Source organism: Paenarthrobacter sp. CAP02 (genome assembly GCF_040137855.1).
Taxonomy (GTDB): Bacteria; Actinomycetota; Actinomycetes; order Actinomycetales; family Micrococcaceae; genus Arthrobacter.
In genome coordinates this window covers 274,576-295,977 of record NZ_JBEEII010000005.1, presented here as the reverse complement: position 1 = coordinate 295,977, position 21,402 = coordinate 274,576, and the positions used below count along the sequence as shown (strand labels likewise).

General features: G+C 63.8%; 20 protein-coding genes. 11 read left to right on the top strand and 9 right to left on the bottom strand.

The features are described 5' to 3' along the window. Positions 1-27 precede the first annotated feature (27 nt). The 3 genes from ABHM97_RS11230 to ABHM97_RS11220 are packed head-to-tail and all read left to right on the top strand — an operon-like array spanning position 28 to position 3,115. A complete protein-coding gene (locus ABHM97_RS11230) occupies positions 28-1,206 on the top strand; it encodes a GGDEF domain-containing protein (protein ID WP_349470714.1) in 1,179 nt (392 codons plus the stop codon). Continuing rightward, complete coding sequence (locus ABHM97_RS11225) at positions 1,203-1,700, top strand: hypothetical protein (protein WP_349470713.1); 498 nt, start codon at positions 1,203-1,205, stop codon at positions 1,698-1,700. The genes ABHM97_RS11230 and ABHM97_RS11225 overlap by 4 nt, the downstream gene beginning before the upstream one ends. Continuing rightward, positions 1,697-3,115, top strand: a complete 1,419-nt coding sequence (locus tag ABHM97_RS11220; RefSeq protein WP_349470712.1) for a putative bifunctional diguanylate cyclase/phosphodiesterase — start codon at positions 1,697-1,699, stop codon at positions 3,113-3,115. The genes ABHM97_RS11225 and ABHM97_RS11220 overlap by 4 nt, the downstream gene beginning before the upstream one ends. An 85-nt stretch (positions 3,116-3,200) precedes the next feature. Here the strand turns inward: ABHM97_RS11220 and purL are convergent, their stop codons facing one another. From purL to purS, 3 genes are read right to left on the bottom strand one after another with little or no spacing between them, the layout of a single operon-like run. Next, positions 3,201-5,510 carry a phosphoribosylformylglycinamidine synthase subunit PurL gene (gene purL / locus ABHM97_RS11215; protein WP_349470711.1) on the bottom strand — a complete coding sequence of 770 codons (2,310 nt, stop codon included), beginning with the start codon at positions 5,508-5,510 and terminating at the stop codon, positions 3,201-3,203. Further along, on the bottom strand, positions 5,507-6,289 hold the full coding sequence (purQ, locus tag ABHM97_RS11210) for a phosphoribosylformylglycinamidine synthase subunit PurQ (protein ID WP_349470710.1): 783 nt from the start codon (positions 6,287-6,289) through the stop codon (positions 5,507-5,509). Before purQ ends, purL begins: the two co-directional genes overlap by 4 nt. Position 6,290: 1 nt before the next feature. Beyond that, positions 6,291-6,542 (bottom strand): phosphoribosylformylglycinamidine synthase subunit PurS, encoded by a 252-nt coding sequence (purS, locus tag ABHM97_RS11205; RefSeq protein WP_011773385.1) that lies wholly within the window; start codon positions 6,540-6,542, stop codon positions 6,291-6,293. Positions 6,543-6,917: 375 nt separating this feature from the next. Here purS and ABHM97_RS11200 point away from each other — a divergent pair, with 375 nt between their 5' ends. Both ABHM97_RS11200 and ABHM97_RS11195 read left to right on the top strand, forming a co-directional pair. Beyond that, positions 6,918-7,103, top strand: coding sequence for a hypothetical protein (locus ABHM97_RS11200; RefSeq protein ID WP_349470709.1), 186 nt, complete (start codon positions 6,918-6,920; stop codon positions 7,101-7,103). A gap of 122 nt (positions 7,104-7,225) precedes the next feature. Beyond that, positions 7,226-7,516, top strand: coding sequence for a DUF1540 domain-containing protein (locus tag ABHM97_RS11195; RefSeq protein ID WP_211713976.1), 291 nt, complete (start codon positions 7,226-7,228; stop codon positions 7,514-7,516). Between the two features lie 48 nt (positions 7,517-7,564). Here ABHM97_RS11195 and ABHM97_RS11190 read toward each other — a convergent pair whose 3' ends face one another. After that, positions 7,565-8,533: an NAD(P)-dependent oxidoreductase gene (locus ABHM97_RS11190; RefSeq protein ID WP_349470708.1), complete on the bottom strand. Its 969-nt coding sequence runs from the start codon at positions 8,531-8,533 to the stop codon at positions 7,565-7,567. A gap of 201 nt (positions 8,534-8,734) precedes the next feature. Here ABHM97_RS11190 and ABHM97_RS11185 point away from each other — a divergent pair, with 201 nt between their 5' ends. Next, on the top strand, positions 8,735-11,626 hold the full coding sequence (locus ABHM97_RS11185; protein ID WP_349470771.1) for an exo-alpha-sialidase: 2,892 nt from the start codon (positions 8,735-8,737) through the stop codon (positions 11,624-11,626). Positions 11,627-11,885: 259 nt separating this feature from the next. Next, a complete protein-coding gene (locus ABHM97_RS11180) occupies positions 11,886-15,062 on the top strand; it encodes a S8 family serine peptidase (RefSeq protein ID WP_502921281.1) in 3,177 nt (1,058 codons plus the stop codon). Between the two features lie 95 nt (positions 15,063-15,157). Here the strand turns inward: ABHM97_RS11180 and ABHM97_RS11175 are convergent, their stop codons facing one another. Then, positions 15,158-16,030, bottom strand: coding sequence for a helix-turn-helix transcriptional regulator (locus ABHM97_RS11175; RefSeq protein ID WP_349470707.1), 873 nt, complete (start codon positions 16,028-16,030; stop codon positions 15,158-15,160). Positions 16,031-16,261: 231 nt separating this feature from the next. Between ABHM97_RS11175 and ABHM97_RS11170 the strand changes: the two genes are divergently transcribed. Next, positions 16,262-17,650 (top strand): MFS transporter, encoded by a 1,389-nt coding sequence (locus ABHM97_RS11170; RefSeq protein WP_349470769.1) that lies wholly within the window; start codon positions 16,262-16,264, stop codon positions 17,648-17,650. Positions 17,651-17,743: 93 nt separating this feature from the next. Here ABHM97_RS11170 and ABHM97_RS11165 read toward each other — a convergent pair whose 3' ends face one another. From ABHM97_RS11165 to ABHM97_RS11150, 4 genes are all read right to left on the bottom strand, one after another. Beyond that, complete coding sequence (locus ABHM97_RS11165; RefSeq protein WP_349470706.1) at positions 17,744-18,148, bottom strand: serine protease inhibitor; 405 nt, start codon at positions 18,146-18,148, stop codon at positions 17,744-17,746. A 29-nt stretch (positions 18,149-18,177) separates the two neighbouring features. Beyond that, positions 18,178-19,116, bottom strand: coding sequence for a 3-methyladenine DNA glycosylase (locus tag ABHM97_RS11160; protein ID WP_349470705.1), 939 nt, complete (start codon positions 19,114-19,116; stop codon positions 18,178-18,180). Then, positions 19,103-19,642, bottom strand: coding sequence for an SSI family serine proteinase inhibitor (locus tag ABHM97_RS11155; RefSeq protein WP_349470704.1), 540 nt, complete (start codon positions 19,640-19,642; stop codon positions 19,103-19,105). Before ABHM97_RS11155 ends, ABHM97_RS11160 begins: the two co-directional genes overlap by 14 nt. Positions 19,643-19,735: 93 nt before the next feature. Then, the gene (locus ABHM97_RS11150) at positions 19,736-20,197 is read right to left on the bottom strand and encodes a MarR family winged helix-turn-helix transcriptional regulator (protein ID WP_235521240.1); all 462 of its coding nucleotides are present in this window, start codon (positions 20,195-20,197) and stop codon (positions 19,736-19,738) included. 99 nt (positions 20,198-20,296) lie between these two features. Here ABHM97_RS11150 and ABHM97_RS11145 point away from each other — a divergent pair, with 99 nt between their 5' ends. From ABHM97_RS11145 to ABHM97_RS11135, 3 genes are all read left to right on the top strand, one after another. Continuing rightward, positions 20,297-20,521, top strand: coding sequence for a hypothetical protein (locus tag ABHM97_RS11145; protein ID WP_235521238.1), 225 nt, complete (start codon positions 20,297-20,299; stop codon positions 20,519-20,521). A 101-nt stretch (positions 20,522-20,622) separates the two neighbouring features. Continuing rightward, complete coding sequence (locus tag ABHM97_RS11140; protein WP_235521411.1) at positions 20,623-20,856, top strand: hypothetical protein; 234 nt, start codon at positions 20,623-20,625, stop codon at positions 20,854-20,856. A gap of 101 nt (positions 20,857-20,957) precedes the next feature. Further along, positions 20,958-21,341: a LapA family protein gene (locus ABHM97_RS11135; protein ID WP_349470703.1), complete on the top strand. Its 384-nt coding sequence runs from the start codon at positions 20,958-20,960 to the stop codon at positions 21,339-21,341. The last annotated feature ends 61 nt before the right edge of the window (positions 21,342-21,402 follow it).

The window sequence follows — 21,402 nt, the reverse complement described above, 5'->3', positions numbered from 1 at the left end:
AGCATTACCAGCTGAGGGGGTTGGGCCATGGTTCTCGATGCATTCTCTGTACGGGTTGCCTTGGGCGTGGTCACGCTGACGCTCTTCGCGCTTTTCTGCGCATCTTTCTACCGCACCCGCTCACCCTACGCAGGCTGGTGGAGCGTTGCCCTGCTGGAATTCATGGTGGGCAACGCGGCGTTCCTCCTCAACGGCACCACTCATCAGCAGTGGGCCAACCCGGCGGGCAACGTCCTGGTGGTTGCCGGCGCATTCAGCGTCTGGGCCGGAGCGAGGTCGTTGCGGGACCTAAAAACAGCGCCGTGGCAGCTGGCAGCGGGCCCGGGGATCACGGCCGTTGCCTCCCTGCTGGAGGAACCTGGAACCAACGTGTGGTCCGGGGGCTTTGTATACCTGGCCATGATGACAGCGGGCATCGCACTGGCGGCCACCGACCTCTGGCTCATCAAGTCTTCCCACTCCCAGGCGCATAAGGCACTTTCGCTGGCCGCTGGCCTGCTGGCCCTCTACTATCTGGGCCGCTGGGCCGTCTACGCCATGGAAGGTCCTACCAGCGCTACTTTCCGCACATACTTTGGGCCCGCACCATCCGGGCTGGTGTCCATGGTCCTGCTGGTCACCGTGTCCTTCAGCATGACGGCACTGACCAGCGACCAGCTCATCAAGGGGCTTAAGGAACGGGCCGCCCGGGACCACCTGACGGGCCTGCTGAACCGTGGAACCTTCCTGGACCTGGCCACTGGCGAACTCAAACGCTTGCGTGCCACTGACTCCAACGTCGCGATTATCCTGGCGGACCTGGACCACTTCAAAGCCGTCAATGATGAGCATGGACACGGCACCGGGGACGTCGCCCTTAAAGCCTTCGCAGCGGCCTGCACTGCCTCTGCCAGGTCCACCGACCTCATAGCCCGTTACGGTGGCGAGGAATTCATCCTCTTCCTTCCGGGGGCCACGCAGGAACGGGCCGAGAACATTGCCGGCGAGATCAGTCGCCGCATGGCTGCCACGGCCGTTCCCGAAGGCGTCACGTTCCCCACGATCAGTTATGGCGTCACGTCCAGCCCCAACGCTGCCGAGGACCTCACTTTCATGATCGAGGTAGCGGACGCGGCCCTGTACAGCGCCAAAGCACAAGGAAGAAACCGGATTGTCGGAGCAGACCGCCTGCAGGCGGCCATTATCGCGGATGAGGCACGATCATGAATGAACTCACCACCAGGATCCAGATCCAGCACAACCACGAGTTGTCCGCTTTCAGGCAGGACATCACCAGCGCACCGTACCAGGGGGCGGCAATCCCGTCACTGAACGCCGGCCGCCGGTCAGTGCGGATGAGTCCCGTCCAGTCGGTCGAGGACGGAAACGCCAACCTGACCATAGTGGCCGACGTCGAAGGACTCGCCCGGTTCACGGCCGACAAAGGCCTCAAGGGCAGTTGCATCACAGTGTCCATCGCAGGGCACCGCCGCAACACAGGCAGCCGGGTTCATCTGCCGCTGGCCGAATGCGACGCCTGGATCGAAGCCATCCTGGGTGGGTCCTGGATCACCCACGTTTACCGGGCAGGGTACAAGGCAGAACCGGACGGCCGGCTGGACATCGCCTCCTACCGCCTTTTCCTGGACGAGCGCAGGAACCCCGTTTCCAAACCACAGGCAGTTGCCGACACCACGTTGCGCCGCCTGGAAGAGTCGTGACCAGCATTTCGTCCGGCTCTCCAGCAGGCCTGGACCCCAGGATCGGCCGGCTGGAACGGCACATCCAGGCCCTGATGGAGGAACTGCACCAGGCTCGCTATGATCAGCGTCGGGACACCCTGACCGACGCCCTGACCGGGGTGGGCAATCGCCTGGCGTTGATCAACGCCTACAACGACGCGCAGGCTGCCACGGCCCAAGGTGCCGCACCGCCAGCGCTGCTCCTGCTGAACTTGGACGGGTTCAAGGCACTGAAGAACTCCGCCGGCCATGCCGCCGCGGACCAGATCCTGGTGACGGTGGCCATGCGCATCAAGTCGGCCGTCCGCGATAACGACGTCGTCACCCGCCTGGGCGGCGACGAGTTCGCCGTGCTGTTGCCGGCCACCCCGCAAAGCCGGGCCACCGCCGTCGGGAACCGCATCCTTGCCGCCCTGGAACCAAACATCGACCTGGGAAACAACTCCGTCCGCTGCGGGGCGAGCATGGGCCTGCGGATCGCCGAAGCACACCACAGCGCCGAGGACCTCCTCCAGGAAGCCGACCTGGCCATGGAGGAATCGAAAAACGAGGGCCGGAACAAGCTCAAGGCGTTCGACCCGGGAACGCTGCACGCCCGGCAGCTTCAACGCCAGATCGTGGGCGAACTCCGCGACGCCATCCGTTCGGAGCAACTGGTCCTGTATTACCAGCCGATCGTGGAGCTTGCCACGGGACGGATCGAGGGAACCGAGGCATTGGTCCGCTGGAACCACCCCGAGCATGGCCTCATCATGCCGGACCAGTTCATTCCGGTAGCCGAAGCCACGGGCCTCATTGCTGAGCTGGGCCGCTGGGTCCTCAGGACGGCCGTGCGGCAACTGCGCGAGTGGCGGCAGGATCCGGCCACCGCGGGCCATGACTTTTCCATGCGGATCAACGTCTCCGCCGCAGACCTGCAAAGCCTTGAGTTCGTGGACGACGTCAGCGAGGCCCTGGCGGAGGAGTCCCTGGCCCCGGAGTCTTTGGTGCTTGAGCTAACGGAGAGCGCCATCATCCACAACAACGAACTGGACCGTTACACCTTGGCCAGCTTGCAGAGGCTGGGAGTGGGACTGGAAATCGACGATTTCGGCGCGGGCTATTCGTCCATGGGCTACCTCCGGAAACTTCCCGTGGACCGCGTGAAAGTGGACCGTCAGTTCGTGAAGGAACTGGGCAAGGACTCCACTCAGCTCGGCTTCCTTGCTGCCATCCAGCAGGTGATCCGCTCCTGCGGCCTCGACGGTATCTGGGAGGGCATTGAGACGGCCGAGCAGGCTGAAGCCCTTCTAAGCATTGGCTGCACCAGCGGCCAGGGCTACTACTTCGGCAAGCCGTTGCCGGAGGCCGAGTTCACGGCCCAGCTGGCCCGACAGGATGCCTGGCCGGCTTAAAGAAGCAACGCGGGGTCACTTACGGCCCATCCCGAGGGGATTTATGGGCCGTAAGTGACCCCGCGTTGCTTTAAGCGGGGAGGTCTTAGCCGAAGTACTTCGGCAGCGTACCTTCGTGTGCTTCGCTGAGGGCGTCCAGGGAGAGCTCGTCTACCCCGTTGATCTCCAGCTTTCCACCGGCAGCGTCAACGACGCCGATCCGGATGTGGGCGAAGCCGCGGGCCGTGCACATGTCCTTGAAGCGGACTTCCTCCGAACGCGGCACCGAAACGATGGCGCGGGCCTGGGATTCGGAGAAGAGGGCCGTGAACAGGTCCACGCCGTCACGCTCCATCAGTTCCTCAAGGGCAATGCGGGCGCCAACACCGTAGCGCAGCGAGGCCTCAACCAGGGCAGCCGCGAGGCCTCCCTCGGAGAGGTCGTGGGCAGCGTCAACCATGCCGTCGCGGGACGCGTTGATCAGGATCTGGCCCAATTCACGCTCGGCAGCAAGATCGACCTTCGGCGGCAGGCCACCGAGGTGTCCGCGCAGGTTGGACCATTCCGAACCATCCAGCTCTGCTGCGGTGGTGCCCAGCAGGTAGATGGCCTGGCCGTCCTCGCGCCAGCCCGACGGCGTGCGGCGGGCGACGTCGTCGAGCTTGCCCAGGACTGCCACCACGGGGGAGGGGTGGATGGGCGTGGTGCCCGTCTGGTTGTAGAGCGAGACGTTGCCACCGGTGACGGGGATGCCGAGCTCCATGCAGGCGTCGGAGAGGCCACGGATGGCTTCTGCGAGCTGCCACATGACGTCCGGGTCCTCGGGGGAGCCGAAGTTCAGGCAGTCGCTGACGGCCATCGGAACGGCGCCGGAGGTAGCAACGTTGCGGTAGGCCTCGGCCAATGCCAGCTGTGCACCCTGGTACGGCTCAAGGTAGGTGTAGCGGCCGTTGGCGTCGGTGGCCAGGGCAACGCCCAAGCCGGTTTCCTCGTCAACGCGGACCACGCCGGCGTCGTCCGGGAATGCCATGGCAGTGTTGCCGCCGACGTAGCGGTCGTACTGCTTGGTGATCCAGGACTTGCTGCACATGTTCGGCGATGCGATGAGCTCGGTGACGGCTGCTGCCAGCTCGGACGGAGCTGACGGGCGGCCGGCGTCCTCGACGGAGCCGGTGAAGGTGTTGGCCTGGACCGAGTCCTGCCACTCCGGGCGGGCGAACGGACGGTCGTAGACCGGGCCGTCGTGCGCAACGGTGCGGGGATCGACGTCGACGATTACTTCGCCTTCCCAGGTGATGATGAGGCGACCGGTGTCGGTGACTTCACCCAACCAGGAGTACTCCACAGCCCACTTGTCCATGACTGCTTCGAACGCTTCGATGTTTTCCGGGGTGACCACGGCCATCATGCGTTCCTGCGACTCGGACATCAGGATCTCGCCCGGAGTCAGCGTGGGGTCGCGCAGCAGGACGGAGGTCAGTTCAACTTCCATGCCGCCGTCGCCGTTGGAGGCGAGCTCGGATGTGGCGCAGGAAATGCCTGCGGCTCCCAGGTCCTGGATGCCTTCAACCAATGAGCCCTTGAAGAGTTCGAGGCAGCATTCGATGAGGACCTTCTCAGCGAAGGGGTCGCCCACCTGGACGGCCGGACGCTTGGAGGGCTTGGTGTCGTCGAAGGACTCCGAAGCCAGCACCGACGCGCCGCCGATGCCGTCGCCACCGGTACGGGCACCGAACAGGACAACCTTGTTGCCCTTGCCGGAAGCGTTGGCAAGGCGGATGTCCTCGTGGCGCATGACGCCCACGGCCAGTGCGTTCACCAGCGGGTTGCCCTGGTAGACGGAGTCGAACACCATTTCGCCGCCGATGTTCGGCAGGCCCAGGCAGTTGCCGTAGCCGCCGATGCCGGCAACGGCACCGTGCATGACGCGGGCGGTGTCCGGGTGGTCGATCGCGCCGAAACGCAGCGGGTCCATCACGGCGACCGGGCGGGCACCCATGGAGATGATGTCGCGGACAATACCGCCGATGCCGGTTGCGGCACCCTGGTATGGCTCAACGAACGACGGCGAGTTGTGGGACTCGATCTTGAAGGTCACGGCCCAGCCGTCCCCCAGGTTGGTGACGCCGGCGTTTTCGCCGATGCCCACCAGCATGTCCTTCTTCATTTCCTCGGTGACCTTCTCGCCGAACTGGCGGAGGTGGTTCTTGGAGGACTTGTAGGAGCAGTGCTCGCTCCACATGACGGAGTACATGGCCAGCTCGGCGCCGGTGGGGCGACGGCCAAGGACCTTGACGATCTCGTCGAATTCGTTCTTCTTCAAGCCCAGTTCGGACCACGGAAGTTCCGTGTCCGGGGTCTTGGCAGCGTGCTCAACGGTGTCGATGTTGAACTTCTTGGTGGTTTCCGTGGTCACTTGTCGCCTCCCACAATCTTGGTCAGTACGGAGGTGAAGAAACCGAGGCCATCGGTGTCGCGGGGCTCGCCGGCGGAGCCGGACAAACCAGCCTCCGGTCCGAAGCCGGTCTCAACAGCGTGCTCGGGGTGCGGCATGAGGCCCACCACGTTGCCGGCAGCGTTGGAGATGCCGGCGATGTCCCGGCGGGAGCCGTTCGGGTTGAAGCCCACGTAGCGGAACACCACGCGGCCCTCGGCCTCAAGGGCGTCCAGGGTCTTCTCGTCCGCGATGTACTGGCCGTCCTGGTTCTTCAACGGCACGATGATTTCCTGGCCATCGGTGTAATCCACGGTCCAGGCAGTGTTGGCGTTTTCCACGCGCAGCGTCTGGTCGCGGCAGATGAACTTCAGGTGGTCGTTCTTGATCATCGAACCGGGCAGCAGGTGCGACTCGGTGAGGATCTGGAAACCATTGCAGATACCCAAAACCGGAAGCTTCGCCTCGGAGTTGGCAGCATCGATGATCTTGGTCATCAGCGGCGCGAAACGCGAGATGGCGCCTGCACGGAGGTAGTCGCCGTAGGAGAATCCGCCGGGGATGATGACAGCGTCAACGTCGCCCAGTTCGGAGTCGGCGTGCCAGAGCGGAACCGCCGTGGCGCCGGCGAGCCGCACTGCGCGAGCGGCGTCGCGGTCGTCCAGGGTGCCGGGGAAGGTGACGACGCCAACCTTGGCGCCTGCGAGCCTGGGCTCGGCGGCGACGGCTACAGCCTCGCCAATCAGGGGGATCGACGTCATATCAGGCCTCGACGACCTCGACGTTGACGACATCCTCGATCACCGGGTTGGACAGGAGGGTCTCGGCAGCTTCGCGGGCCTGGGCCAGGATAGCGTCGGTCACCTCGCCATCGACCGTCAGTTCGAAGCGCTTGCCTTGGCGGACTGCGCTGAAGCTGTTGAAGCCGAGGCGGGGCAGGGCACCCACAATGGCCTTCCCCTGGGGGTCCAGAATCTCGGGCTTGGGCATGACGTCAACGACGATCCGGGGCATCCGGTAACTCCTGTGCGGTGAGTTGGGTGAACCTTAAATAAGGCTGCCGCGGAGGTGCCGTCTCACGCCGTTCAGCCGCATCCAAACAGCGTCTAGAACACAGGGTTAAACACGGTTGTGAACTGCAATGTTTGAACGGCATGGGGGGCGCTCCGCGAGCTTGCACACCTATTCTACCGGGAGCGGCGCACATACCCTATTCAGCCCGTTTCCGCGAGGACCCCCCGCCGTCACGGCGGAAAATGCCCTGTTTGAGGGCCCGACGGCGGCACTCGCCAAGCCCCGACGGTCGCCGCTGCCAAGCCCAGCGGCCGCCGCTGCCAGGGTTCGACGGCGGCGCTGGCCGCAGGTGGCCTGCGTCACTAGGATTGCCGCATGGCTGAGAAACCGAAATCGATGGTGCTGGGCGTTGTGGCTGCGGCCGTTTTTGCCGGGCTTGGCCGGATGGTCATCCAAAAGATCCTGTCCGACAGGGCTGCGCGGGAGCGGCACCTCACCCCACCCCTGGACCAGGAAACGCGGGCAAAGATCAGCGAAGCATTGCGAACACCCCGCAATTAGCCGGCTAATAGCGCACGCACAAATGCGCTAATGATTCGGGTTCAACCATGTAATTCCGGCGTAGCTTGGAGGTACACGCGGGGTTCGCCCCCGTACCATTCAGGATCCAGCCAGGAGGAACAATGACCGAACACATTGCCGAAGTATCCGCCTGTAGCGTGGGCAGCTGCGGCTTCAACCACGACGGCTGTACCGCATTTGGAATCACCATTGGTGGCACCCAGGATCACGCCTCCTGCGCAACGTTCATCGACACCAATGCGATGGGCGGCCTTCCCAAGGTCCTTGCCCACGTGGGTGCGTGCCAGCGGTCCGAATGCGTCCACAACAACAACCTCATGTGCGAAGCACACGACGTAAGAGTAGGGCCCGGCCGTGAAGCGGCTGACTGCTTGACCTACGAGCACGCCTGACCGTTACCGCAAAAGCGGGCCTGACCTCAGCGGAGGTCAGGCCCGTTTTTACGTGGCCGCTTCGTGCCCCTGGCCGGCGACCTGGTTGGTCAAAGGGTTGCCATCCTTGAGTGCAGCGACATTGCCAACGACCAATTGGGATGAGCCCTTGGGCCGGTTGCCGGCCACGTGCGGGGTGATGATCAGGTTCGGCGCGGCCCACAGCTCCGACCACGCCGGGAGCGGCTCCTGCTTGGTGACGTCCAAGGCTGCCACGCGGAGCCGTCCCTCCTGCAGGGCGGCCAGCAGTGCGTCTTCGTCAACGGTGGCGCCGCGGCCCACATTGACGAAAACGGCGCGGGCGGGAAGGTGCCTGAGGATGTCGTCGTTCAGGGCATCGGTGGTGTCGGGGGTGGCGGGAAGAATGGAGATCAGCACATCGGTGGTGCCCAGGACGTGGGGGAGTTCGTCTGTTGAGACCACCGGGAAGCCGTAGCGCTCACCTTTGGAGTTGGCCACGCCGGTGACCTTCGCGCCCAGGGCGGCCAGCAGGGGAGCGAGCCGTCCGGCGATGGAGCCGAAGCCCCAGATAGTGACGTTGGCGCCGTCGAGCGTGTAAAGCTGTTCGGTCGCGGGATCGGACTGGGCGGCGTTGAACTCCGTGTTCCAGGTGGTGTTCCGTTGGGCTTCCTGCAGGACATCCAGGCGCCGGACCGCCGCAAGAACCAGCGCCAGCGCGTGCTCGGCGACGGGACCGTCGTGCAGCGAGCGGCCGGAGGTGATGGCCACGTGCTGGGCGAAGCCGGCCGCCAGAACGGAATCGGGCCCGGCGGCCAGTGTCTGGACCAGCTTGAGGTTTGGCATTCCGTGGGCTGCGTCCGCCAGGTTTTCTGCAGTGTTGCGCCACACAATGAGGACGTCGGCATCGCGGTGATCGCCGGGAATGGGCTGGTCCACGGCGTAGGTGGCTACCTCGTCCCCGGCATCGGTGAGCTCGGCGAGGTCCAGTTCGATGGTGTCCGGGGCAAGGATCTTCACGGCAACTCCAAGGTCATGGGGGTGGGTGGTTCTTTCTCGAGGCTACCGCTTGGCGCCCATCAAGAGCCGAATACTCCGTAATGCTGGCCATGTGACTCAGAACACCCTATGGTGGTAGGACGTTCGACGTAGCACGTAGCATCCACTCGAAAGGACCTCGATTTGAGATCACCATCGCCCGCCCGTATCGCAGTTACCGGCATGCTGAGCCTGGGCCTTCTGGCCGGGCTGGCCCTACCAGCTACCGCCGCACCCATCCCACCGGCCAACCCCACAGCCTCCCCAGGCGCCTTCGCCGAGGCCAACCTCGGCGCGGACCGCACGGCCGCCAACTTCTTCTACCGGATCCCCGCCCTGACGTACCTGGGCAACAACGTGGTCCTTGCCGCGTGGGATGGCCGCCCCGGATCGGCCACGGATGCTCCGAACCCGAACTCGATAGTGCAGCGCCGCAGCACCGATGGCGGACAAACGTGGGGGCCCGTCACGACCATTGCCGCCGGACATGTTGCCGACTCCAGCGGTCCCAAATACGGATACAGCGACCCCTCGTATGTCTACGACGCCGAGGCCGGCAAAGTCTTCGCATTCTTCGTGTACTCCAAAGACCAAGGTTTCGGTGGAAGCCAGTTCGGAAACGATGACAACGACCGGAACGTCATTTCATCCGCCGTCATCGAATCCTCCGACGGCGGCCTCAGCTGGAGCCAGCCGCGGCTCATCACCAACGTCACCAAGCCCGGAACCAGCAAGACCAGCCCCGTGGCAGGCGATGTGCGGTCCAACTTCGCATCCTCCGGCGAGGGCATCCAACTGAAGTACGGCCAGTACAAGGGCCGCCTGATCCAGCAGTACGCCGGTGATGTCCGCCAGGCTGACGGCACCAACAAGATCCAGGCCTACTCGGTCTATTCCGATGACCACGGCGCTACGTGGAAGAAGGGTGCCAACGTCGGTGACCGGATGGACGAGAACAAAACCGTTGAACTCTCCGACGGGCGCGTTCTGCTGAACTCCCGCGACAACGCCAACCAGGGGTACCGCAAGGTGGCCATCTCCACTGACGGCGGCGCCACCTACGGTCCGGTCACGCAGGACACCGAGCTCCCGGATCCCGCCAACAATGGATCCATATCGCGCATGTTCCCGGACGCCGCCCAAGGCTCTGCCGACGCCAAAAAGCTGATCTTCACCAACGCCAACTCCAAGACCGGCCGCGAAAATGTCTCCGCGCGCGTCTCCTGCGACGACGGCGCCACCTGGCCTGGCGTCCGCACCATCCGTTCCGGATTCTCGGCTTACTCCACTGTCACCCGGATGGCTGCGGGCAAGTTCGGAGTCCTCTATGAGGGCAACTACACAGACAACATGCCGTTCGCCACGTTCGACGACGCCTGGCTCAACTACGCCTGCGCCCCGCTCTCGGTGCCGGCTGTCACCACCGCGCCGGGTGCTACCCAGCAGGTTCCGGTGACCGTCACCAACCAGGAAGCCGCCACGCTGTCCGGTGCGACGGCTACGGTCTACACGCCCAGCGGCTGGTCGGCCACCACAGTGCCTGTTCCTTCCCTGCAACCGGGGGCATCAGCCACCGTCAATGTAGCCCTCACTGCGCCCGCCAACGCGAGCGGCCCGCAGGACCTTAATGCTGCCTTCACGACGACGGATGGCCGGGTTTCGCAGTTCACCTTCACCGCCACCGTGCCCGCGGCCCCGCAAGTCGGCCTGACCATCACCGGGACCGCGCCAACACGCGATGTCGTCGCCAACCCTTACCAGGTAGGCGAAGCCCTCAGCTACACCTTCAACGTCAAGAGCACAGCGAACGTCACGGCCAACTCAGTGCCACTGTCCGGGACGTTCGATTCCGGGTTCCTGCCGCCGTCGGCCCCTAACTGCCGCTACAACAACCTGGCCGCGGGCGCGAGCTACAGCTGCACCACTGCCAAACACGTCATTACGGCAGCAGACGTTGAGCGGGGCTTCTTCGTGCCGGAAGCCAGCTTCAGCATCACCGCAAGTTCAACGCCGTCCCTCACAAAGACTGTTCCATTCACCGGCGCTGCCGTCGCCTTGCGCGATGGACTGCTAACGGCAGACATCAGCGGGGCGCGTGCCGACGTCGGGCGTGACCTTGCCACGCAGCCATACGCTGCAGGTGACTTGGTTCCCTATACGTTCTCAGTGAAGAACACCAGTCCGCTGGTCGAGAAGGTAGTTCCGACTGCTGGCAACTTCAGCCCATTCCTTCCGGAAGGGCCGGGCAACTGCCGCTACAGTGTCCTGCCGGCCGGGCAGAGCTACCAATGCACCACCCCAAGGCACACCGTAACCGCTGAAGAAGCCGAACAGGGATTCTTCGTTCCGAAGACCACCTGGGAGGTCAGTTCCGCAGGCCAAAGCACCAAAACCATCACAGTGGACGGCGGCGAAGTGGATCTTACGGTGCGTGAGCCCAAGCTTGAAGCAACCGTTTCCGCCGCGTGGGAAGACGCAGATGGTGACAGGTTTGCCAGTGCCGGCGATCCCGTTACGTACACCTACACGGTGGGCAACGCGGGCAATGTCGCCGTGACCGGATTGGAAGCACCCGACGCCGGTATCTCGGCAGCTGCGCTCGCAGCCGGTTCCAGCGTGACAGCCACCCGCGAGCACGTACTGACAGCAGCGGACATTGCCGGCGGGAGATTGGCCGCTGCGTCTTTTGCGGTGAAGGCAATGAATGGTTCCCGTGAGGTTGCCGCCGGAGCTGAAGGCGATGCGCTGGTCCTGGCTGTGCAGCCTGCGCAACCCAGCACCGAGCCGGCTCTGACCGTCCAGGATTTGGGGACGCCGCCTACGGATCTTGGTACAGCGGACAAGTACCGCACGGGTCAGAAGGTGGTGCTGAAGGGCCTCGAGTACGGAGAGTGGTACTACGTGTACCTGAACAAGACGGGTTATCGTCTGGGGTGGATTTTCCCCACCACTGACAACACCGTGGAATTCATCCTTCCCCCGGACGTCAAGAACGGCCGGGACGATGTTGTGGTCCTGGACAAGGACGGTATCCAGGTCTCGTTTGATCGCCTGCAGGTGACGCCGAAGGGCTAGCCTCACCGGGTGGAGATCCGCGACGGACCGCAGGTTGGATCCTGCGGTCCGTTGTTTGTCTTTCCATGACGAATCGCCAGCGCCGTGACAAGACAAATTTCCTTAAATGTGCTGTATGTCATATTCGTCTCTCACTAGGTACTCTGTGACTCGACTGGTTGCGCGTGTTTGACAAGAACTGTCAAAGGTTCAACCAACTCATAGGTGACAGGCCCCGGCGATGGAGCCCGGGCCTCCTCAGTGAAAGGTGCAACCACACGTGAAACCACAAGGAAAGAGCTTCGCCAGAAGCGGGAGCCTCCGGAAGGCCGCGGCGCTCGCCGTCGGACTGCCGTTGCTGCTCTCGTCGGTGGCGATGCCGGCCCAGGCCGCTCCCGCCCCGGAGACGCCCGGGAATGTAGCAGGCGTGGCCAAGAAGAACCTTGACCCCAGCGCCTACAAGGACGGCCGTTACATGGTGGTCCTCGCCGAAAAGCCTGCGGCCACTTACGACGGCGGCACGGCGGGTCTTGCGCCCACCAAGCCGGAGGAAGGCAAAAAGCTCGACGCCGACAGCGCAGAGGTAAAGGAATACCAGTCCCACCTCCAGCAGAAGCAGCAGGAAGTTGCCAAGCAGGAAAACGTGAACATCAAGCGGGAGTTCACCACTGCCGTCAACGGTTTCAGCGCGAACCTCACCGCCGACCAGGCCATCAACCTTGCCAAGGACCCCAAAGTCCTCATGGTTGCACCAGACACGCAGTACGCACCGGACTACTCAACCAGCGACTTCCTCAAGCTCAGCGGCCCCAACGGCACTTGGGCCACCCAGTACGGCGGGCAGGAAAACGCGGGTAAGGGAACTGTCGTTGGCGTCATCGACACCGGCTACACCCCGTCCAATCCCTTCTTCGCCGGCGAGCCCGTGGGCCCGCTGGTAGGCAACCCCCAGGTGGGCGTTCCCTACCGCACCGCAGACGGCAAGATCGCCATGCTCAAGGCCGACGGTGACACATTCGTCGGTGAGTGCCAGCCCGGAACGGGCACGGGCGCTGACTACGATGGCAGCGCCTGCAACTCCAAGGTCCTCAGCACCCACTACTTCGCAGACGCCTTCCTTGACACCGTGCCACCGGAAAACCGGGCCCCGGAAGAAGTCATCTCCGCGGTGGACGTTGCCAGCCACGGCACCCACACGGCAAGCACAGCTGCAGGTAACGGCAACGTTGACGCAGTGGTGGATGGGCGCAGCTTCGGAACCACCAGCGGCATCGCGCCCGCTGCCAAGCTCTCCATCTACAAGGTCTGCTGGGAAGACACCGATCCCGCCACCGGCGGCTGCTACGGCTCCGCATCCGTTGATGCGATCGAGCAAGCCATCCTGGACGGCGTGGACGTACTCAACTACTCCATCTCCGGGTCCACCACCAGCACCACGGATCCTGTCTCGCTGGCGTTCCTGTCCGCCGCTTCGGCCGGCATTTTCGTCGCCGCTTCCGCCGGTAACTCCGGTCCCACTGCCAGCACCGTGAACCACGGCGCTCCCTGGCTGACCACGGTTGCTGCCACCTCCTTCTCCCAGGAGCTGCAGGGCACGATCCAATTCTCCGACGGCAGCAAATTCCGCGGAGCGAGCATCATGAACCGTGAGGTGACCGGTGCCGGCGTCGTGCTTTCCACCAACGCCGCAAGCGGACAGGGTAATGCAGCGCTGTGTGCTCCGGGGTCGCTGGACCCGGCCAAGGTTGCCGGCAAAGTCGTTGTCTGTGACCGCGGCGTGGTTGACCGGACCGCCAAGAGCGCAGAAGTACTGCGGGGCGGCGGCGTCGGCATGATCCTGGTGAACCTGACCGATTCCTCGCTGGACACCGACAAGCACGCGGTCCCCACTGTCCACGTGAACCCGCCCGCAACGCAGGCCATCAAGGACAAGGTCACCGCCGACCCGGCCATCACCGTGTCCCTGGTCAACCGTGATACCACGGGCTTGCCTGCCGAAGCCCAGCCCCAGATCGCCGGCTTCTCATCCCGCGGTCCGCTGCTCGCCACCGACTCGGACCTGCTGAAGCCTGACGTCTCCGCTCCCGGCGTCGCCGTGCTTGCAGGCGTTTCGCCGATCGGAACCGGCGGGGACAACTTCGGCTTCATGTCCGGAACGTCCATGGCCTCCCCGCACGTTGCCGGCTTCGGCGCACTGATCCTGGGCAAGAACCCGAAGTGGTCCCCGGCCACGGTCAAGTCCGCCATGATGACCACCGCTGGACCGGTCAAGCTGGCCAACGGCACCGTCAACAAGGACGTCTTCGCCACCGGTGCCGGCCAGGTTGATCCCGCGAAGGTCCTCAGCCCCGGCCTCGTCTACGACGCAACCACCGAGGACTACCTGAAGTTCATCCAAGGCGCCGGCATGGACCTGGGCATGGAAGGGCTCGGCACCACCGCAGCGCGCGACATGAACGTTCCGTCGTTCGCGCTGGGCAACCTCGCAGGCAAGATCGAGGTCACCCGCACCGTAACCGCCCTGACGCCGGGACTCTACCGGGCGTCGGTCAACGTTCCGGGCGTCAACGTCAAGGTCACTCCGTCAGTGCTGAACTTCGGTGCGCCGGGCGAGAAGAAGACCTTCAAGGTCCAGTTCGAGAACAACAACGCAGCCCTTGGCAAGTTCGCCATGGGTTCGCTGAGCTGGACGGGTGCCAACAAGACCGTCACCTCGCCGATCGCCGTCCGCCCCCAGTCCGTCATTGCGGACAAGGCGCTGGCGTTCACGGGAACGGGTCCCAACGGCTCGGGAGCCATCAACATCACCTCCGGCACCAACCTTCCGGTGGGAGTGACCATTGATGGACTGTCCAAGGCCGATTCCTCGGCAGTGGAACTGGTTCCCGGCCCGTTCGCCGGTGAGACCAACGCATCCAACTTCGTGAAGAAGGTGACCGTTGGTGAGGGCAGCGCCCTGGCCAAGTTCTCGGTCATCTCCTCCAACGACGCCGCGGACTTCGACATGCTGGTGCTGACACCGTCGGGCCAGCAGCTGCCGGCAGCGACAGCCTCCGCCAGTGAATCACTGTCCGTTCCCAACCCCGCACCGGGCGACTACTACGTCTTCGCCAACCTTTACGCGAGCCCCAACAACCAGGCCACCAAGGCCACCGTTGACGCCGCCGTTCTGGGAGCGAACCAGGGCAACGCCACCGTGACGCCTAACCCGATCCGTCTCGCCAACGGCAAGACGGGCCAGATTTCGCTGAACTGGAAGAACCTGGAACCGGGTTCCTACATTGGCCGCCTGACCTTCGCCGGAACCAGCGAGCCGAGCTTCGTCACCGTCCTGGTCAACCCGGGCGGAACCGTGGTGGTTCCTGACGATGAGGACCCGAAGAAGGACAAGAAAGACAAAAAGAACCACGGCAAGATCCGTGGAGACGAGCCGACACAGAGCAACAACGCAAGCTAGTCCGGCTTGATCCAATAAGCACAGTGGCCGGTGGGATTTCCCACCGGCCACTGTGCTGAGGTCCTATGCTCCAGCTGTCGCAACTCGTTGGTAGTTCACGAGGTCCAAGCGGGTTCCACCACGTTGACATCGCTGGACGCCAATAATTGCAGGGCCTCGGCCGCAGGCGTGCCGGGGTCAGCGGTATACATCAGGATCCGGTGTCCCGATTCGTCGGGAGGGGTCAGGACCTCGAAGTTGAGCTCAATGTCGCCGACCTCGGGGTGATGCATGTACTTCAGTCCGGACATGCAGTTCTCAACGGGGTGGCGTGCCCACAGTTTGGCGAACTCGTCGCTGTTCATGGTCAACTCGCCAACCAACGATGCGAGTTCCGCGTCATCAGCCGCGCGGCCCGCGACCAGTCGCAGCGAGGACACTGCCCGTGTAGCCTCTTCGACCCATCGGCTGTAAAGCTCCCGGGTGTGGCGGTCCAGGAACAAGAGCCGCGTCATGTTGGGCCTCGTTGACGGCGTCTCCGGCGCGGCGAAATCCAAGTGGCCAGCCACAAGCCTGTGACCGATCCGGTTCCACGCGAGCACTTCGCTGCGGCGCCCCAGGACGACGGCGGGTGTGTTGGACATCGACTGGATGAGGCGCAACATGCCGGGCCTTACCGTCTCTGGCTTGGTCAGGGTGCGCCTTTTGGTGGTCCCTGGCCGGGCGAGATTGAAAAGGTGCGCACGCTCGTCGGTGTTCAGGTTAAGAGCCCGGGCGATTGCATCGATGACCGCTTCGGAGGCGTTGTTGCTGAGGCCTTGCTCCAAGCGTGTGTAATACGTATTGCTGACGCCGGCCAGCATGGCCAGCTCTTCCCTGCGGAGGCCGGGTACACGGCGGATGCCGTAATTCAGAAGGCCAACGTCCTCTGGCTGTAAGGCAGCTCTTCGGACGCGAAGGAACTCCCCAAGTTCACTTGGATTACTCATGGGCCCATTCTGCCGGTCTTGCGCAGCAATGTCCTGTCACTGTCAGGGGTAGGCAGAAGGGGGTGTGGTTGATCCCTGGGCATTCCGTGAATGTGGAGTTGCGAAGATGCCGTCCGCGGACGGCGACCCCTCCAGAGAAGGAACACTCCCATGACCACGCAACCGGATGTCACCACAGGACCCGGCGTTCCACCCTTGATGGAAACCGAGGCGCCTGCCTCCTCGGGACGGATGAATGGCCGCCAACGGCTGGCCCTCATCGTCCTGCTCGCGGCGAGCTTTACCCTCGCCGTCGACTTCTCGATCCTCAACGTCGCGCTCCCGGCCATCGGTGCCGACGTCGGATTCAGCCTGGAGAACCTCCAGTGGATCGCGACGGCGTTCGCACTGTGCGCCGCCGGGTTGACCCTCTTGTTCGGGCGCGTCGCGGACATCGCGGGCCGCCGCCGGATGTTCATCATCGGCATGGCCCTGCTGGGTGCAGCCTCGCTCGCCGGCGGCTTGGCTGCAGACCCCGCATTGTTGCTCATCGCCCGTGTTGGCCAGGGCATCGCAACGGCCATCGTCGTTCCAGCCGCCCTGTCCTTGCTGCTGGCGTCCTTCCCTGAAGGCCCCTTGCGCGACAAAGCCCTGGGCCTGAACGGTTCCCTGATGGCTGCCGGGTTTACCACGGGGGCAATCCTCGGCGGCCTGCTGACCGACCTGCTCAGCTGGCGCTGGGCGTTCTTCATCAACGTTCCCGTGGCCATCGCGGTGCTCATCATTGCCCCCATTGTCCTCGCCGAGAGCAAGCCCACCACCAAGCTGAGGCTTGACGTACCGGGTGCCATCACGGTTACACTCGGCCTTCTGGCCCTGGTGTTCGGTCTAACGAACGCCGCAGAACACTCCTGGGCTGATCCGCTGACGTTGGGCAACCTCGCAGCCGCTGTGGTCTTGTTCGTTGCTTTCGTGGCCGTCGAGCGGAAAGCCGCCTCACCCTTGGTACCACTGGAAATCCTCAAGCGCTCCACGGTCGCGTGGGGAAACATTGCGGGCATTCTTGCCTTCGTCACCGAAACGTCCTTGGTGTTCCTGTTGACGCTGTACCTGCAGCAGGTCCTCGGCTACACCCCGCTCGGTGCCGGCTTGGCCTTCGCTGTCCTGGGTCTCGGAACCGTGTTGGGTGGTGTCCTTGGCCCCAAGGTCATCGGAAAAATCGGCAACAAGAAGGCAATCGTCTACGGATTCATCGTCCAGGCAATCGCCACTGGTTCCCTGGTCCTGCTCAGCGCCGACCCGGCGTCCATCGCCCTGCTGCTGGTTGCCACGTTCATTGGGGGCGTGGCAAACCTCGTGGTTATCGTCGGATTCATGGTCACCGCAACGTCCGGCCTGCCTGACGCCGAGCAAGGCCTCGCCACCGGGCTGGCGACCATGAGCCAGCAGGTCGGCATCACCATGGGTATCCCGATCATGAGCGCGATCTTCACCGCACAGATCCTCGCCATCGGGAACAACGATGCCCCGGCCGTGCTCAGCGGCGTCACCACGGCCATCTGGGTGAATGCGGCACTGTGCCTGCTCACAGCGCTGGTGGTGGGGTTGTTTCTCCGTAAGCCGGCGCCTGCCGTTAGCTAAGGCAGCACACCAAGGCGGCACACGCTGCTGCCAGGTCCCAGCCAGTCCAGCGACATCATCACTGGACTGGCTGGGCCTGTTGGGCAGCCCAATCTACACTGCGCCGCTTGAGCCTCCCGTATTACCCAGCAACGCCGCCAACGCTTTCCAACGTGCGATCTCGCAGCCGTCGGTCCTGCTGAAGTGGCTGTGGACTTTCCGTCCGCGGAACCAGCCTTTAACGACGGCAACCTGCGGGCCGCCATATTGCTGGGTGCAGATCCTGTCCGGGCGTGGTTCAGGGAAGAAGATCTCCTCCCCGAACTGCTCGACGGCGGCAAGCGCCGCAGGCGCATCCGGCAGGTTCGAATCCACTGAGTTCGGGTCGGGTGAGAGGACACCGCCCGCGGACCGGAGATGGAACGTCCTGTCCTCAGCGCCCGGTGCCTCTGTCAACGTCACTGTCAGGTCGACGTCGTACTCGCTCTTGGCTGTATCAACGGTGTTATCGGAAACCATGGTGACCTTTCGCTGGTGGCGTCGGGTGCTCAGGCAGCCAGGCCGCTCAACTCGTCCAAGAGCGGTCCTACTGCCTGGAGCACGCGGGTCCGCAGCTCCTGGGATTCGGCCGCGAAAGCCCGCTGGTATTCAACGTACTCGGCCTTGCCCTGCGGTGTCTCAATCCTGATGGGTGGGTAGCCCCATTCTTCGAGATCGTACGGTGAGGCCTGCATGTCCATGGCCCGGATCCGCCACGACAACTCGAAGCAGTCCATCACCAGCCCACTCGGCAGCGCGGGCGTCAGCTTGTATGCCCACTTGTAAAGGTCCATGTTGGCGTGCAGGCAGCCCGGCTGTTCCATGCTCCGCTGGTTCTCGCGCGTGGGTGTGAGCTCGTTCAAGGGCAGGGCGTCCGGGGTGTAGAAACGGAAGGCATCGAAGTGGGAGCATCGGATCCTGTTCTGTTCCACCACGGTGTCCGTGCCCTGGCCACCCAACCTCAGCTTCAGGTATTCATGCCGCAGCTCGAACTTCTCCTGCCGGTAGACCATGGCCCATTCGTGCAGTCCAAAACAGCCGAATTGTGCCGGGCGCTTTGCGGTTCCGGCAAGGATGATTCCCGCGAACCGGACTGCCTCTGCGCGGTCGGCCAGGAAACTGCCGCGGTCAAAGGTGACCGCAGGGGTTCCCGCGGGCAGGCCCGCTGCGGCGAGTTCGCCGTCGTCGGCTGTCCGGTAGAACTTCCAGTTGGCGCGCTCCAAGGCACGATCGCCACTGAGCAGCACTGCCTGGCCGGGATGCCAGCGCAGCAACTGTCCCGGTTTTTGGGTGTAATACGTGAAGAGGAAGTCTTCCACGGGGTGTTTCTTCCCCGCCGAACGCCGGGCCAGGTACGGGTCGGCGTAGCGCGCCACCCGGGCATGATGGGTTGCCTCCAGCCCGAGCCATTGCTCCTGGGGGAGGTGCCGCAGGTTAGGCGCCGCCATCTGAACCGAGAATACTCTTGGCGGCGTCCCACATGGCGATCTGGCAACCGTCCGTGCGGCTGAAGGCGGCCGTCACTTCCTTGCCGTTCACGGCGCCGGTCACCTTGGCTGTTGCCGGGCCGCCGTACTGCATGGTGCAGGCCTGGTCGGTCCGGGGTGGGGCGGGGCTGAGGATGGCGGGGTTGTTCTTGAGCGTGGCGCAGGCTTCAGCGGGGGAGGGGTGCTTGCTTTCGGCTGCGGGCTTCCCATCGGCGCAAACAAGGGTGAAGGTCTTCGGTGCGGCTTCCGGTGTTTCCATGAGCGTGATGGACAGTTCGGCGGTGCCGCTGCTGCTGCTTGTCGGAGCGCTGCTTGTCGGAGCGCCGCTTGCGGGGCTGCTGCTTGCAGGAGCGGACGACGACGGTGCCTGGGTTGCGCTTCCCGTGGAACCCGGCGTGGGGGCGCCTGAGCAGGCCGCAAGGCCGGCAACGGTCAACACGGTCAGTGCCGGTACCGCCAGTAGGGGGCGAATAAATCGCATGCGCATGGGATCTCCTGGGTTTGCATCCATTTTACGTGGCACTTGTGGTGCTTTACGCCGGTGTTCACTCCCAAGCAGAACACCGCTGCCCGTCCTTGGCTAGGGGGTGCGTTGGGTAGTGGCTATCAAGCCGATCATGGCCTGATGGAGCTCCGCCACCTCTTCACGGCTCAGTTGCAGGCGCTCGCGGATCTGCCCCGGGACCGCCGTCGCCTGTTCACGCAGGGCGGCGCCCTTCGGCGTCAAATTGATGGCCAAGGCGCGTTCGTTGCCGGCCACCCGCTCGCGGGTGATGAGCTCGGCGTCTTCGAGCCTCTTCAGCAGTGGCGAGAGGGTAGCGGGCTCGTGGAGGAGGCTGTCGCTGATGTCCTTGAGTGTCCGGGGGCTTCGTTCCCAGAGGGCCAGCATCACCAGGTACTGGGGGTGGGTGAGTCCCAGCTTCTCCAGGACAGGTTTATAGATGCCGACGACGCTCCGGGAAGCCACAGTCAGTGCGAAGCACAGTTGACGCTCCAAAAGGAGGTCATCGGTTTCCTCCGTGGTCTCGCTGACGCTGGTCATGTCTTTCCTTCCTTCCCGACACCCTGCGGATTAGTTAGTGCACTAATGATTAGCGTACTATGAAGGTGTTGAACCGTCTAAAAGAGGAGTCGATCAAGCGTGGCAAAGGAATCCCTGACCCGGAAGTTCATGCGCGCCACCGGAAAGTTCCGGATCATTTTCGGACCGGCGCAGAGCAGTTCCCTTGACCACGAGATGACCGAGGCCAACCGGCAGCTGCTCGCCCAACGCCAGGCCGAGACCCAGCAGTGGGAAACCCTCCGCCGCCCCGACGGCAGCACCTATGTGGTGCCCCGCAACCCGGACGACAAGTCCCTGCGTTAAGCCCTCTCGCATGGGGTGATCCGGGCGTAAAATTGGCTCACTGAACGGCACCGCATCAGCCCTGCCGCGCTTCTCTCTCCTGTGGAAAGGGGGTGGAGATGATGGGACGCAGATTGGAAGGTTTCCAGCACGTCACGGAGCGGCTGCAATACGTCTTTGGTCCGGCGACGCACGGCGACACGGACAGCCCTGTTGTGCACAAGCATGATGACTTCGAGACGGCTTCGGAGGAAGACCTGAAGAACTTCGACGTCGAGACAGATTCCGAGGGGCACCACTACGCTGTCCGCAACAACGATCCAGGTCCAACCAGTACCGACTACTCAATGAAGTAGGCGCTGGCTCGCCCCATTTTCGTCACGCCCCCTGTCCACAAATAAGTAAGCATGCTTATGATGTTTGCGAACGACAGCAGCCGACGGGTAGGGGTCCAGCCATGAGTTTCCAGGATGATGCAGGAAGAACTCCTGCCGGCTCCAAGCCGGTGGAGCCAGTCACCGTGCCGCCAGCAGAGCGTGCCGTCCAGCCTCCGGCGCCAGGGCGGAACCGCCCCACGCGCACCGCTGCGCTATGGGTCGCGGTGGCAGTTGGACTGGTGGTCCTTGTGATGTTGATTGTCTTCTTTGTCCAAAACCAGGACATGATCACCGTTCGGTTCTTTGGACTTGAAGGGACCCTGGCGCTGGGCACCACATTGTTCATCGCGGCGGTCGGTGGAGGTGTCCTCGTGGCCTTGGCGGGCGGAGCCCGGATCCTTCAGCTCAGGCTAAGCAACCATCGGCGCCAGAAGACCGTCGGCAGGGCAGGAATGCCACAGTAGCGAGGCCTTAAGTGCGGAAGGACCGGAGCATTTGCTCCGGTCCTTCCGCAATTTAATCCCG